10 protein-coding genes are annotated in these 13,942 nt (G+C 64.1%); 7 read left to right on the forward strand and 3 right to left on the reverse strand.

All coding sequences use genetic code 11. The features are described 5' to 3' along the window. The first annotated feature begins 10 nt into the window (after positions 1-10). Together ACN0S5_RS21050 and ACN0S5_RS21055 are read left to right on the forward strand one after the other, a co-directional pair. Positions 11-1,186 carry a biopolymer transporter ExbB gene (locus ACN0S5_RS21050; protein WP_417210987.1) on the forward strand — a complete coding sequence of 392 codons (1,176 nt, stop codon included), beginning with the start codon at positions 11-13 and terminating at the stop codon, positions 1,184-1,186. Positions 1,187-1,189: 3 nt separating this feature from the next. Next, positions 1,190-4,642, forward strand: coding sequence for a peptidoglycan -binding protein (locus ACN0S5_RS21055; RefSeq protein ID WP_417210989.1), 3,453 nt, complete (start codon positions 1,190-1,192; stop codon positions 4,640-4,642). A 21-nt stretch (positions 4,643-4,663) separates the two neighbouring features. Here ACN0S5_RS21055 and ACN0S5_RS21060 read toward each other — a convergent pair whose 3' ends face one another. The 3 genes from ACN0S5_RS21060 to gloB form a co-directional block, all read right to left on the reverse strand. Further along, positions 4,664-5,638, reverse strand: a complete 975-nt coding sequence (locus ACN0S5_RS21060) for a M23 family metallopeptidase (RefSeq protein ID WP_417210991.1) — start codon at positions 5,636-5,638, stop codon at positions 4,664-4,666. Then, positions 5,635-7,965 carry an ATP-dependent Clp protease ATP-binding subunit ClpA gene (clpA, locus tag ACN0S5_RS21065; protein WP_417210994.1) on the reverse strand — a complete coding sequence of 777 codons (2,331 nt, stop codon included), beginning with the start codon at positions 7,963-7,965 and terminating at the stop codon, positions 5,635-5,637. The genes ACN0S5_RS21060 and clpA overlap by 4 nt, the downstream gene beginning before the upstream one ends. Positions 7,966-8,118: 153 nt before the next feature. Beyond that, entirely contained in the window at positions 8,119-8,880 is a 762-nt protein-coding gene (gene gloB / locus ACN0S5_RS21070; protein WP_417210997.1) for a hydroxyacylglutathione hydrolase, read from the reverse strand. 67 nt (positions 8,881-8,947) lie between these two features. Here gloB and ACN0S5_RS21075 point away from each other — a divergent pair, with 67 nt between their 5' ends. The 5 genes from ACN0S5_RS21075 to atpD form a co-directional block, all read left to right on the forward strand. Further along, positions 8,948-9,688, forward strand: coding sequence for a methyltransferase domain-containing protein (locus ACN0S5_RS21075; RefSeq protein ID WP_417210999.1), 741 nt, complete (start codon positions 8,948-8,950; stop codon positions 9,686-9,688). Between the two features lie 370 nt (positions 9,689-10,058). Next, the gene (locus ACN0S5_RS21080; protein ID WP_417211001.1) at positions 10,059-10,625 is read left to right on the forward strand and encodes a F0F1 ATP synthase subunit delta; all 567 of its coding nucleotides are present in this window, start codon (positions 10,059-10,061) and stop codon (positions 10,623-10,625) included. After that, entirely contained in the window at positions 10,626-12,167 is a 1,542-nt protein-coding gene (atpA, locus tag ACN0S5_RS21085; RefSeq protein ID WP_417211003.1) for a F0F1 ATP synthase subunit alpha, read from the forward strand. 12 nt (positions 12,168-12,179) lie between these two features. Beyond that, entirely contained in the window at positions 12,180-13,061 is an 882-nt protein-coding gene (locus ACN0S5_RS21090) for a F0F1 ATP synthase subunit gamma (protein ID WP_417211005.1), read from the forward strand. Positions 13,062-13,080: 19 nt separating this feature from the next. Continuing rightward, positions 13,081-13,942, forward strand: an 862-nt coding sequence (atpD, locus tag ACN0S5_RS21095; RefSeq protein WP_417211007.1) for a F0F1 ATP synthase subunit beta, incomplete at its 3' end; no start/stop codon positions are given.

A 13,942-nucleotide genomic window follows, 5' to 3' on the forward strand; every position in this document is an offset into this window, starting at 1 on the left:
CAGGTGTCCAATGGACCAGCCCGACCTCGAGGCCGAGCCACAATTCACGCAACCCGTCCGTCAGGTGGTTCTCATGCTGGCGGTGCTGGGCCTGTCCGGGTTCGGCGGCTTTCTGGCGCTGCCCCGCGTTTTGCCGGTGTTCCAGTCCAATCCCTATCTGAACGGCTTTATCCTCTTTGTCTTTGTCGTGGGGGTTCTGGCCTGTTTCTGGCAGGTGGCGCAGTTGATGGTCTCTGTCCGCTGGATCGAACGGTTCACCGCGCGTGGCGATCAGGGGGTGCGTGCCGTTCCGCCGCGTCTGCTGGCGCCATTGGCGGCGCTGTTGCGCCGTCGCCGCGACAAGCGGATGCAGATCACCACCACCTCGACCCGGTCGATCCTCGACTCCGTCGCCCAGCGGATTGACGAGGCGCGGGAAATCACCCGCTATATCGTCTCGTTGCTGATTTTTCTCGGTCTTCTGGGCACCTTCTACGGGCTGGCCACCGTGGTGCCCGCACTGGTCGAAACGATCCAGAGCCTTGCGCCGCGAGAGGGGGAAACCGGCACTGATTCCTTTGCCCGCCTGATGTCGGGGCTTGAGGGGCAGTTGGGCGGTATGGGCGTGGCCTTTGCCAGTTCGCTGCTGGGGCTGGCCTGTTCGCTGATTGTCGGCCTGCTGGAACTGTTTGCGGGTCATGGCCAGAACCGGTTTTACCGCGAGCTTGAGGAATGGCTGTCGTCGATCACGCGGCTTGGCTTTTCCTCTGACAGCGAGGGGCCGGATCTGGGGGCTGCGGGGCTGGTTCTGGACCAGATGGCAGAGCAGATGGAACGCCTGCAATACCTGTTTGTCGAATCCGAACAGGGCCGGTCCGAGGTGGACGCCCGGCTGGCGCAACTGGCCGACAGCGTCGAGCGTCTGACCGAACGGATCGAGGCGACCGCGCCCTCGGCGAATTCCTTGGCGCGCATTGCCGAAGGACAGGAACTTCTGGCGCAGGCGATCCGCGACAAGGAATCGGAGGAGGGGCTGGATGCCGAAAGCCGGATGCGTCTGCGGTCGATCGACGTGCAGATGCTGCGCATCCTCGAAGAAATCAGCGCCGGCCGGCAGGAAAGCATGGCCGAGTTGCGGACCGATCTTGCGGCGTTGTCGCGGTCGCTGGGTGTGACGCGTGGCATCCGGCCGCGCGGGGACGGGTGATTTATGGCGCTGTCGCGACGCACCGGCGCGCGTTTTCAGGCGTCCATCTGGCCGGGGTTTGTCGATGCGATGACCGGCCTTTTGCTGGTGCTGACCTTTGTGCTGTCGATCTTCATGGTCATGCAGTTTGTCCTGAACGAGACGATCACCGGGCAGGAAAGCGAACTGGACACCCTGAACGCTGAAATCAGCGCGCTGGCGCGGGCGCTGGGGGTCGAAAAGTCCAAATCCACCCGGCTGGAAAACGAGGTTGGCCAGCTGAGTTCGACCCTGTCGGACCGGGATCTGCGACTGGATGAACAGCAAAATATCATCAACAGCCTGACCGCCACCCGCGACCGGCAGGCGGCGCAACTGGATGCCGCCGCCGCCCGGATTGCCTCTTTCGAGGATCGGGTGGCCGCGCTGTTGCTGGAACGGGATGAGGCGCGCTCTGAGGCGCGGGAGGTGACCGCCGCCCGCGATGCTCTGGCGGACGAACGCGATGCGCTGACCGCCGCGCTGACCAGTGCGCGCAGTGAGATCGACGATCAGGCCGAGGCCGCAAAACTGGCCGCCGCCCGGCGAGAGGCGCTGGAGGCCCTGATCACTGATCTGCGCGCCCAAAACGCTGACCGGGACGCACGGATCGGCGCGCTGACCGCCGAACTCACCGATCTGGAGGCCGACCTGACCGAAGAGGAAACCGCCCGTCTGGCCGAGGCAGAGGCCGCAGCGGCCCTGCGCAAGCGGTTGGAAGAGGCGGGGGCCGAACTGACCGCAATGACCATGGCCTTGGAACAGGAACGCGCGCGGGCCGAGGAAACGTTGACCCTGCTGGCGGCTTCGCGTGAGGCGGAAAAGGATCTGAACGCCCGACTGGCCGCCGCCCTGCTGGCCGGTCGGCAGCAAGGCGACGACCTTCAGGGCCGCATCGACGCGCTGGAGGCGCAACTGGCGGAGGCGCGCCGGGCTGAGACCCGGCTGTTGGCGCAACTGGCGGATTTGCAGGACGAAACCGCGCTTGAGGCGCAGACCCTCAAGGCGCGCCTCGACGATGCAGCGGCGCGGATCGCGCAACTGGAGGCCGCGCTGAGCGACGCCGAAAAGACCGAGACGCGATTGACCGCCGATCTGGCGCAGGCGCGCAACGCCGGCGCGGAAGCGGCGGTTTCCCTGCAAACGCAGGTGGATGCCGCCTTGGCCCGGATCACCGAGCTTGAGGCCTCATTGGCGCAGGCGCGACAGGCCGAGGCGCGGCTCAATCAGGAATTGGCCAGCGTTCTGGCCGATGGCGAGAGTGAGGCCCGCTCCCTCCAGAACCGTATCGACGCGGCGCTGGCGCGGATTTCCGAACTGGAAGAAACGCTTGCCGATGCGCGGGCGCAGGGGGCACAGACCGACAGTCGGCTTGCCAATCTGCGGGACGATTTGACGGCGGCCCGCGCCGCGCAACGCGATGCCGAACAGGCGCTGGCCCGCGAAGAGGCCGCGCGCGCGCTGGCCGAACGTGGGTTGAAAGACGCGCAGGACCAGTCGTCGCTGCGGGCGTCGCGGCTCACCGATCTTTCCGCGCAACTGGCACAGGCGCTGTCGCGTCTGGCAGAGGCTGACGCGCTGAAAACGGAACTGGAGGCGCTGCGCACCCGCAATCTGGCGCTGGTGTCCGACCTGTCGGCGGCAGAGGGCACAGCCGCGGATCGCGCCGCCGCGTTGACGGATCTTCGGGCCGAACGCGACAGGCTGGACGCGGCGCTGACCGTTGCCCGCACCGAGATCGGTGAGGCGCAGGGCAGCGTGGCGTCCCTGCGCGATCAGGTGGCCGCGTTGACCGGGCAACTTGATCAGGCCCGCACCCGCGAGGCAGAGCGCACCGACGTCATCGAGGCGATGCGCGGCAAAGTTGCCCAGATCGAGGCGCAACTGGACGCCGCCCTGAAACGGGTCGCGGATCGTGGCGACCGGATTGACGGGCTGCAAAACGAAAATGCCGATCTGTCTGCGCGACTGGCGCGGATGGGCGGAGAGGCGGCGCAGCGGGATTCTGCGGTCACCGCGTTGGGCGCCACCAACGCGCGCCTGTCGGCCGAACTGGATGCGGCCCGCGCCCGCGCGGCTGAACGCGATGCGCAGATGGCGCGGTTGCAACAGGAACTGGCGCAGGCGCAGGCCCGCGCCGAGGACCGCACCGCCGAAGCGGCGGAACTGGAGACGCTGCGCGGCGACCTTGCGCAATTGGGCACCCGACTTGAGGCGGCGCAGCGCCGGGCCACGCAGGGGCTTGGCCGGGTAGTTGTACTGGAGGCCGAAAATGCCGACCTGACGCGCCAGCTCGCCGCGGCAGACGGGCGCGATGCTGAACGCGACGCCGAAATCGGCCTTTTGAAAGGCCGGATCGACCGCATCGCAGCCGAACTCCAATCCTTGCGGGCGCGTGACGCACAGCGCGACGGGTTGATCGCCGACCTGCGCCAAAAGTTGGCCGAGGCAGAGGCGCGCGCGCTGGAACAGACCGATGACAAACGCTCGCTGGAGGAAAAGCTGGCCGCCGCGCTGGCCGCCCGGCTGGCGGCGGAGACAACGGTTGAAGAGACGCGTGACCGGCTGGCCTCGGCCCTTGCGGCGCAAGAGGCGGCGGATCTGAAGCTGGACGATCAACTGGATGCGGTGGAAGAGCGGCAGATCCTGCTCAATCAGGCGCGGGAAAAGCTGGGCCAGACAGAGGAACGCGCAACGCGGGCGGAATTGCAGGTCGAGGCGCTGAATCAGAACGTTGCGGAACTGCGCCGCCAATTGCGCGAATTGCAGGCGTTGCTGGACGATTCCATTGCCAAGGATGCCGCGTCGGAGGTGCGCTTGCAGAACCTGGGTTCGGAACTGAACGCGGCGATTGCCCGCGTCGCACAGGAAGAGCGCCGCCGCCGTCTGGCCGAAGAGGCCAAGCGCAAGGCTGAAGAAGAGAAACGCAAGCTTGAAGAAGAGCGCGCGGAACGGCTGGAAGCGGAAAAGAAAGACCTTGAAGCCTACCGGTCGGAATTTTTCGGCAAGCTGCGCACGGTGATTGGCGACCGCGACGGTATCCGCATCGAGGGCGACCGGTTCGTGTTTTCCTCCGAGGTGTTGTTTGAGGTCGGGTCGGCGGACCTGTCCGCTGCCGGGCGCGGTGAGATCAAGGAAGTTGCGGATATCCTGCTGGATATCGCGGACGACATCCCTACTGGCATCGACTGGGTGATCCGCGTCGATGGCCACACCGACAACCGCCAGATCCGGCCGGGCGGGGCGTTTGCGGACAACTGGGAGCTCAGCCAGGCGCGCGCGCTATCGGTGGTGCGCGACATGATCGACAACTACGGCATCCCGCCGCAACGCTTGGCCGCCAATGGCTTTGGTGAGTTCCAGCCCGTCGATCCGGCGGACAATCCGGAGGCATGGGCGCGCAACCGGCGGATCGAATTGAAGCTGACAGAGCGATGACCGGGCAGGGGGCCGGCTGCGCTAGTCCGCGATGGTCACATGGGCAAAACGGTGGGCGATGACCTTGTCGTCGCGCGTCAGCTTTGCCCGTCCGATGTATTCACCCGTCGGCCAGCCCGCCGCCGGGGCCTTGCGGCCAAAGGCACGCATCTGGCTGGCCTGATCCGAGTCCAGCGTGATCTCTTTTCGAAACACCTCTGTCCCCGCAGGGCTGTGGGCTGACAGGGTCAGCACGTCGCCCGGTTGCGGATAGCCAGCATGGGCATAGAGCACGATAGGTTGCCCCGGAGCCAGCGCCGTGCGGCGGGCAGAGCCGTCGGCCACGGATTTGAGCGTGGGCACACTGGCCGAGAACCCGGCCGTGACCAGCCCGGTGCGGGTGTAGGCCGGGGGATCTGTCCACAGCGTCGGGACCGGATCGCCGCAGGTGCCGGTGGCCTGCGGGCGAAACGGATCGACCACCTCACCGTTGCGCATCACAGTCAGATGCACATGGGGGTGGTTGGTCTGGCCAGACAGTCCCACAAGGCCCAGCGGATCGCCCGTCTGCACGATATCGCCGGGTGCGACCGAAACGGAGCCAAGCCGCAGATGGCAATACAGGGTTTGCCAGCCGCCCTCATGGTCGATCAGCACCGCGTTGCCGCAGGCGTTCTGCGCGGTCACGCCGCGCATCAGCCGGTCATCCGGCATCTGGTCGCGGATGCGTTTGACCACCCCCGGCGCGGCGGCCAGCACCGAAACGCCGGTCGTGATGGCGTCGAAGTCGAGCAGCGCGAAATCCGTGCCCTTGTGGGCATCGCGCGAGTTGATGCCGCAGGAGAAATCGCGCTGACTGCCTTGGGCCGGGTCGTTGTCGACGTAATCCTCGATGAAACAGGTCTCACCCAGAGTGCAATCCAGTGGCACCGCCAGATGAAAATCCTCCGCCCCGGTTGCCGGGACGGAGGTGATCAGGGCCAGCGCGGCCGCGAGGGCGGCGCGCGACAGGGTCATTCCGCGGTCAGCAAAGGCGGCTTTTTCGACCCGAGACGCGGCTTGTCCGGTCCGCTGAGGTCAAGGAACAACTCTCCATCACGGACGGAGACCTTGACAACGCCACCCTTGGCCAGTTGGCCAAAGAGCAATTCCTCGGCCAGCGGCTTTTTGATGTGTTCCTGAATCACACGGCCCAGCGGGCGGGCGCCCATCTTGTCGTCATACCCCTTGTCGGCCAGCCATTCGGCGGCGGGCCGGGTCAGTTCGATGGTCACGTTGCGATCCATCAGCTGTGCCTCAAGTTGCAGCACGAACTTTTCGACCACTTGCAGGATCGTGTCCTTGGGCAGCGGCTGGAAGCTGATGACCGCATCCAGACGGTTGCGGAATTCCGGCGTAAAGGTCCGTTCGATGGCGGCGGTATCCTCGCCCTCGCGGCGGTCACGGCCAAAGCCGATGGCCGATTTCGCCTGTTCCACGGCCCCGGCGTTCGAGGTCATGATCAGGATCACGTTGCGGAAGTCCACCGAGCGGCCGTTGTGGTCGGTCAGCGTGCCGTGGTCCATCACCTGCAACAGGATGTTGAACACATCCGGGTGCGCCTTTTCGATCTCATCCAGCAGCAACACACAGTGCGGGTGTTGATCCACGCCATCGGTCAACTGTCCGCCCTGATCAAAGCCGACGTAGCCCGGAGGCGCGCCGATCAGGCGGCTGACCGCGTGTTTCTCCATGTATTCGGACATGTCAAAGCGCAGCAGTTCGACGCCCAGTTGGTCGGCAAGTTGCTTGGCCACCTCGGTCTTGCCGACGCCGGTGGGGCCCGCAAACAGGTAGTTGCCGATGGGCTTTTCCGGTTCGCGCAGGCCCGCACGCGCCAGTTTGATCGCCGAGGACAGCGCCGTGATGGCGGCGTCCTGCCCAAACACCACCCGCTTGAGCGATTTTTCAAGGTCTTTCAGAACCTCGGCATCGTCCTTGGACACGTTCTTGGGCGGGATGCGGGCGATTTTGGCGACCACTTCCTCAATTTCCTTGGTGCCGATGGATTTGCGCCGCTTGGAGGCGGCCACAAGATGCTGCGCCGCGCCGGCCTCATCGATGACGTCGATGGCCTTGTCGGGCAGTTTGCGGTCATTGATGTAACGCGCGGACAGTTCCACCGCTGTCTTGATCGCATCGGCGGTGTATTTGACGCTGTGGTGATCCTCGAAATAGGGCTTCAACCCCTTGAGGATCTTCACGGTATCCTCGACCGAAGGCTCATTGACGTCGATCTTCTGGAACCGGCGGCTGAGCGCGCGGTCCTTTTCAAAGTGCTGGCGGAATTCCTTGTAGGTGGTCGAGCCCATGGTGCGCAGCTTGCCGCCCTGTAGCGCGGGTTTGAGCAGGTTGGACGCATCCATCGCGCCGCCAGAGGTGGCCCCGGCGCCGATCACGGTATGGATTTCGTCGATGAACAGCACCGCATCGGGATGCTCTTCAAGCTCTGTCACCACGGATTTCAGCCGCTCTTCAAAGTCGCCGCGATAGCGCGTACCGGCCAGCAGCGCGCCCATGTCGAGCGAATAGATGGTGGCGTTGGCCAGAACCTCGGGCACCTCGCCCGAGATGATCTTGCGCGCCAGCCCCTCGGCGATGGCGGTCTTGCCCACGCCGGGATCCCCCACCAGCAGCGGGTTGTTCTTGCGGCGGCGGCACAGCACCTGAATGCAACGCTCCACCTCGGAGTCGCGGCCAATCAGCGGGTCCACATCGCCGGCCTGCGCCTTGGCGTTGAGGTCCACGCAGTATTTGCCCAGTGCCGATTCCTTGTCCGCCCCGGCGGTTGCGGTGTCGGCCTGCACCGCCTCCTCTTCGGCATCGGTGGCGCCCTGAACCGGGCGTGCCTCGCCGTAGGCGGGGTTCTTGGCGACGCCGTGGGCGATGAAATTCACCGCGTCATAGCGCGTCATGTCCTGTTCTTGCAGGAAATAGGCGGCGTTGGATTCGCGTTCGGCAAAGATGGCGACCAACACATTCGCGCCTGTCACCTCTGTGCGACCGGAGGATTGCACATGGATGGCCGCGCGCTGGATCACCCGCTGGAACGCGGCGGTTGGCACCGCCTCCGATCCTTCGATGTCGGTGACCAGATTGGACAGGTCGTCGTCGATGAATTCGACCAGCGTGGTGCGCAGCTCTTCGGTATCGACAGAGCAGGCTTTCATCACGCGGGAGGCATCCGGTTCGTCGATCAAAGCAAGAAGGAGATGTTCCAGTGTGGCGAATTCGTGGCTGCGCGAGTTCGCGAGCGCCAGAGCCGAGTGAATTGCCTGCTCAAGGGTGTTCGAGAATGAAGGCACGGGCGTGCTCCTCTTGTCTGCGCGGATCCGTTTGTCGGGACCAGCATTGCCTCATAGTATTAAAGTTTGGTCGATTGCGGCCAACCTTCAAGTTTTTTCTCGGGATTCCTGCATCACTTTTGACCCTGCGGACGAAATCTGCCGCGAGCGTGATCAGAAACTATCCTTGCGTTTGCGCACCTCGGCAAAGACTTCGGCGTCGGTGCCGTCGGGCAATCCGACGGCGGTTTTGACACTCTGCCGGGTGGCGCGAAGAAAGGGGTTGGTGTCCAGTTCTACCGATAGCGCGACCTGCGCGGTGGATCGTCCTTTGAAGCGGGCGGCCTCGATGGCGCGTGCCCGAGAGATAAGCGCTTCGTTTCCGGGTTCAATAGTCAGGGCAAAGGCGGCGTTTGACGCGGTGTATTCATGGCCCGAGTATACCACGGTTTCCGGCGGCAAAGAGGCCAGTTTTTCCAGACTTTCCCACATCATTTCCGGCGTGCCCTCAAAAATGCGTCCGCATCCCAGCGCCATCAGGCTGTCGGCGGTAAAGACGGCCTTGGCCTCGGGGTAATGAAAGGCGATGTGGCCCAGCGTATGACCGGGCACGGCGATCACCTCGCAGCGGCCCTCGCCGGTGCCGCCGGAAAACCCCGGCTCCAGCGCCATGTCCAGTTTCGGCAGCTTGGCCTCTTCGGCTTTGGGGCCCATCACCGGGCAGCCGTATTTTTCGCGCAACTCGGCCACGCCGCCCACATGGTCGTGGTGGTGGTGCGTCAGCATGATCACCCCCAGTGACCAGCCGCGCGCCTCCAGCGCGTCGATGATCGGCCCGGCCTCTGGCGCGTCGATCAGCGCGGTGCCGTCAGGGCCGTGGACGAGATAGGCGTAATTGTCCGACAGGCAGGGCACGGTCACGATGTCGAGGGGCATGGTCTTTCCTTCGCGGCTTTGTCAGGATGGTCCGGGACCAGAGTGGCGCATCGTTCGAGGGGGTTCAATGCATCTGGACGTTCAGGTGTTGCGGGATTTCTACTATCGCAGTGCGCTGGGGCGCGCGGCGCAAAAGATTCTGCGCGCCGAGGTCCGCAAGTTCTGGCCCGAGGCCAAGGGGCAGACCGTGGTCGGCTACGGCTTTGCGGTGCCGCTGTTGCGTCCATACCTCAAGGACTCGCGCCGCGTTCTGGCGTTGATGCCCGCGCCGCAGGGGGTAATGTCCTGGCCCGCGGGCATGGCAAACGTGTCGGTGCTCAGCGAAGAGACGCTCTGGCCGCTGGAAACCGGCCACGTCGACCGCCTGATCCTGATGCACGGGCTGGAAACCTCCGAGCGGCCCTCGGATCTGCTGGACGAGGCATACCGCGTGCTCGGCCCCGGCGGCAAGGCGCTGTTCATCCTGCCCAACCGCTCTGGCATCTGGGCGCGGGCCGATCACACGCCGTTCGGCTACGGGCGGCCCTATTCGCTGGGGCAGCTTGAAACACAGCTCAAGCGGTATGATTTCGTCCCCGAGGCGCATGTCTCGGTGTTGTATCAACCGCCCTCGACCCGGCGTTTCTGGATGAAGACCGGGCCGATCTGGGAAAAGGTCGGGCGCGCGGTTCCGGTGACGGCGGGCGGCGTGATGCTGGTCGAGGCGTCGAAACGGCACCCGCCCTCGCGGCGCAAGGTGGGCAAGGCGGCCAAGGTGCTGAACCCGCTGGAGGTGCTGGCCCCCGCCGGCAAGGCCAAGCCGGTCTGACCGAGGCACCGGAACGGCGCGCGTCGCCTGCGGCACCATCGCCCCGCCCACCACCGTCCCCGGCACGCCTGTCACCTGCCGGTCAGGGGGGCGGATTCTGCTCGGGAATCGTGCATTTGCAGCAAAAACCGTGTCTTCTATGCATCTTGGCAGGGCACGAAAGGTCGCACCATGGGGCCGGATTCCGCCAACCCTTTGAAACTAGGGGGTTCGCCCCATCTGTTTATCTTTTCTAAGGTTGTTGCGGGGTGGGGGAGGCTCTGCTACATCCGCGTCGATTTGATTGCTTTGACGTCGGTCAAGGTAAGGAAACGCCGCCAGACGCCGTCCCAAGGAAGGGGCGCGCGTTGTATCGGCATACTACGGAAGGGTGGACGTGTCTGACTCAGCATCGATTTCCTCCGGCATTGCAGAGCGCTATGCCACCGCCGTCTTCGGGATTGTGAAGGAGGCCGCTGAGCTTCCCGCTCTCGAAGCCAATCTGGACGACCTTGCTGCCGCTCTCGACGAAAGCGCCGATCTGCGGGACCTTCTGGTGAACCCCGTATATTCGCGCGACGCTCAGGGCGCGGCGATCGGCGCGATTGCCGACAAGATGGGCCTGATGCCCGCCGTGAACAACGCGCTGCGCCTGATGGCCTCCAAGCGTCGTCTGTTTGTGGTGCCGCAGATGGTGACCCGCCTGCGCGAGATGATCGCTGCGGAAAAGGGTGAAGTGACCGCCGAGGTGACCTCGGCCACCGCGCTGACCGACGCTCAGGCCGCCCAACTGGCGGAAACCCTGAAGGCAAATGTCGGCAAAGATGTTAAGATCAATGCGACCGTTGATGAAAGCCTCATCGGCGGTCTTGTCGTCAAGATGGGCTCGAAGATGATCGACACGTCGATCCGCTCGAAGCTCAACTCCCTCCAGAATGCAATGAAAGAGGTCGGATAAATGGGTATCCAAGCTGCAGAGATTTCTGCGATCCTGAAGGACCAGATCAAGAACTTCGGCCAGGATGCCGAAGTTGCCGAGATCGGTCGCGTGCTCTCGGTCGGTGACGGTATCGCCCGTGTCCACGGCCTCGACAACATTCAGGCTGGTGAAATGGTCGAGTTCCCGGGTGGGATCATGGGCATGGCGCTGAACCTCGAAACCGACAACGTCGGTATCGTGATCTTCGGCTCTGACCGTGACATCAAGGAAGGTGACACCGTCAAGCGCACCAACTCTATCGTGGATGTGCCCGCGGGCAACGGTCTGCTGGGGCGCGTCGTGGACGGTCTGGGCAACCCGCTGGACGGCAAGGGCCCGATCGAGGCGACCGAGCGCCGCATCGCCGACCAGAAAGCGCCGGGCATCATCCCGCGTAAATCGGTGCATGAGCCGATGGCAACCGGCCTCAAGGCCGTCGATGCGATGATCCCGATTGGCCGTGGCCAGCGCGAACTGATCATCGGCGACCGTCAGACCGGCAAGACCGCCGTTGCTCTGGACGCGATCCTGAACCAGAAAACCTACAACGACGCCGCGGGCGACGACGAAAGCAAAAAGCTGTACTGCATCTACGTCGCCATCGGCCAGAAACGGTCGACCGTGGCGCAGCTTGTGAAAAAGCTCGAAGAGACCGGTGCCATCGACTATTCGATCGTCGTGGCCGCCACCGCCTCCGACCCGGCGCCGATGCAGTTCCTGGCACCCTACGCCGCGACCGCGATGGCCGAATTCTTCCGCGACAACGGCAAACATGCGCTGATCGTGTACGATGACCTGTCCAAGCAGGCCGTGTCCTATCGCCAGATGTCCCTGCTGCTGCGCCGCCCGCCCGGCCGCGAAGCGTACCCCGGCGACGTTTTCTACCTCCACTCGCGCCTGCTGGAGCGTTCGGCCAAGCTGAACGAAGACAATGGCGGCGGGTCGCTGACGGCTCTGCCGATCATCGAAACCCAGGGTGGTGACGTTTCGGCGTTTATTCCGACCAACGTGATCTCGATCACCGACGGCCAGATCTTCCTTGAAACCGAACTGTTCTATCAGGGTATCCGCCCCGCCGTGAACACCGGTCTGTCGGTGTCGCGCGTTGGCTCCTCCGCCCAGACCGACGCCATGTCGTCGGTCGCCGGTCCGGTGAAACTGTCGCTGGCGCAGTATCGTGAGATGGCCGCCTTTGCCCAGTTCGGGTCCGACCTTGACGCCGCCACCCAGCAGTTGCTGGCCCGTGGTGCCCGTCTGACCGAACTGATGAAACAGCCGCAGTACTCGCCGCTGACCAACGCGGAAATCGTCTGCATCATCTTCGCCGGTACAAACGGCTACCTCGACAAGGTGCCGGTGTCCCAAGTGGGTCGCTTCGAAAGCGGTCTGCTGGCCTTCCTGCGCGGCAAGAAGACCGACTTCCTGAACTGGATCGAAACCGAAGATCCCAAGTTCAAGAAGGGCGAGCCGGTTGAAAAGATGAAGGCGGTCCTTGACGAATTTGCCGCAGACTTCTCGTAAGGGGATCGACAGATGCCCAACCTGAAGGATCTCAAGAACAGGATCGCGTCGGTCAAATCGACCCGCAAGATCACCAAGGCCATGCAGATGGTGGCTGCCGCAAAACTGCGGCGGGCACAGGACGCGGCCGAGGCGGCCCGCCCCTACGCGGAACGCTTCAACGGTGTGATGGCGTCGTTGGCCGCGTCGGTCGGTGACAGTGATGCCGCTCCCCGCCTTCTGGCGGGGACTGGCAAGGATGATGTGCAGCTTCTGGTGGTCATGACCTCGGAACGCGGACTCTGCGGCGGCTTCAACACGAACATCGTGAAGCTGGCAAAGACCCGCGCGGACAAGCTTTTGTCCGAGGGCAAGACCGTCAAGATCCTGACCGTCGGCAAAAAGGGCCGTGAGCAGCTCAAGCGCGAGTACGCGAAATACTTCGTCGGTCACGTTGACCTTGGCGACGTCAAGCGGCTTGGCTATGGCAACGCGCAGGACATCGCGCGCGATGTTCTGGCGCGCTTTGACGGTGGCGAATTCGACGTGGCGACGATCTTCTACGCGACGTTCCAGTCCGTCATCGCGCAGGTGCCGACAGCCCAGCAGATCATCCCCGCTGCCTACGAAAGCGAAGGGTCGGACGAGACCGGCGAAAGCACGCTCTACGACTACGAGCCCGACGAAGAGGCCATCCTCACCGACCTGTTGCCGCGCGGTGTCGCGACACAGATCTTCTCGGCCCTGCTCGAGAATGCCGCCTCTGAACAGGGCGCGCGGATGTCGGCGATGGACAACGCCACGCGGAACGCGGGTGATATGATCGACCAACTGACCATCGAGTATAACCGCTCGCGTCAGGCCGTCATCACCAACGAACTGATCGAAATCATTTCGGGCGCCGAGGCGCTCTAAAGAAGACCGGAGACGAAACATGGCAAACGCACAAGGCAAGATCACGCAGGTGATTGGCGCCGTGGTCGACGTTCAGTTCGACGACGACCTGCCGGCAATTCTGAACGCGCTGAACACCGACAACAACGGCAAGAAGCTGGTGTTGGAAGTGGCGCAGCACCTCGGCGAAAACACCGTCCGCACCATCGCGATGGACGCGACCGAAGGTCTGGTTCGCGGTCAGCGCGTGACCGACACCGGCGGCCCGATCTCGGTGCCCGTGGGCAACGCAACGCTGGGCCGCATCCTGAACGTCATCGGTGAGCCGGTGGACGAAGGTGCGCCGATCAACACCACCGAATATCGGGCCATCCACCAGCCCGCCCCGGAGTTCATCGAACAGTCGACCGAATCCGAGGTTCTGGAAACCGGCATCAAGGTCATCGACCTGCTGGCCCCCTACGCCAAGGGCGGCAAGATCGGCCTGTTCGGCGGCGCCGGTGTGGGCAAGACCGTTCTCATCATGGAACTGATCAACAACATCGCCAAGGTGCACTCGGGCTACTCCGTGTTCGCCGGTGTGGGTGAGCGGACCCGTGAAGGCAACGACCTCTACCACGAGATGATCGAATCCAACGTCATCAAGCCCGACAACCTTGAAGAATCGCAGGTGGCTCTGGTTTACGGTCAGATGAACGAGCCTCCGGGCGCGCGTGCCCGTGTCGCCCTGACCGGCCTGACGCTGGCCGAACAGTTCCGCGACCAGTCCGGGACCGACGTTCTGTTCTTCGTGGACAACATCTTCCGCTTCACGCAGGCGGGCTCCGAGGTTTCGGCTCTGCTCGGCCGTATTCCTTCGGCGGTGGGCTACCAGCCGACGCTGGCCACCGACATGGGCGCGA

This window comes from Antarctobacter sp. (genome assembly GCF_048262615.1).
In the GTDB taxonomy this organism is placed as follows: domain Bacteria; phylum Pseudomonadota; class Alphaproteobacteria; order Rhodobacterales; family Rhodobacteraceae; genus Antarctobacter.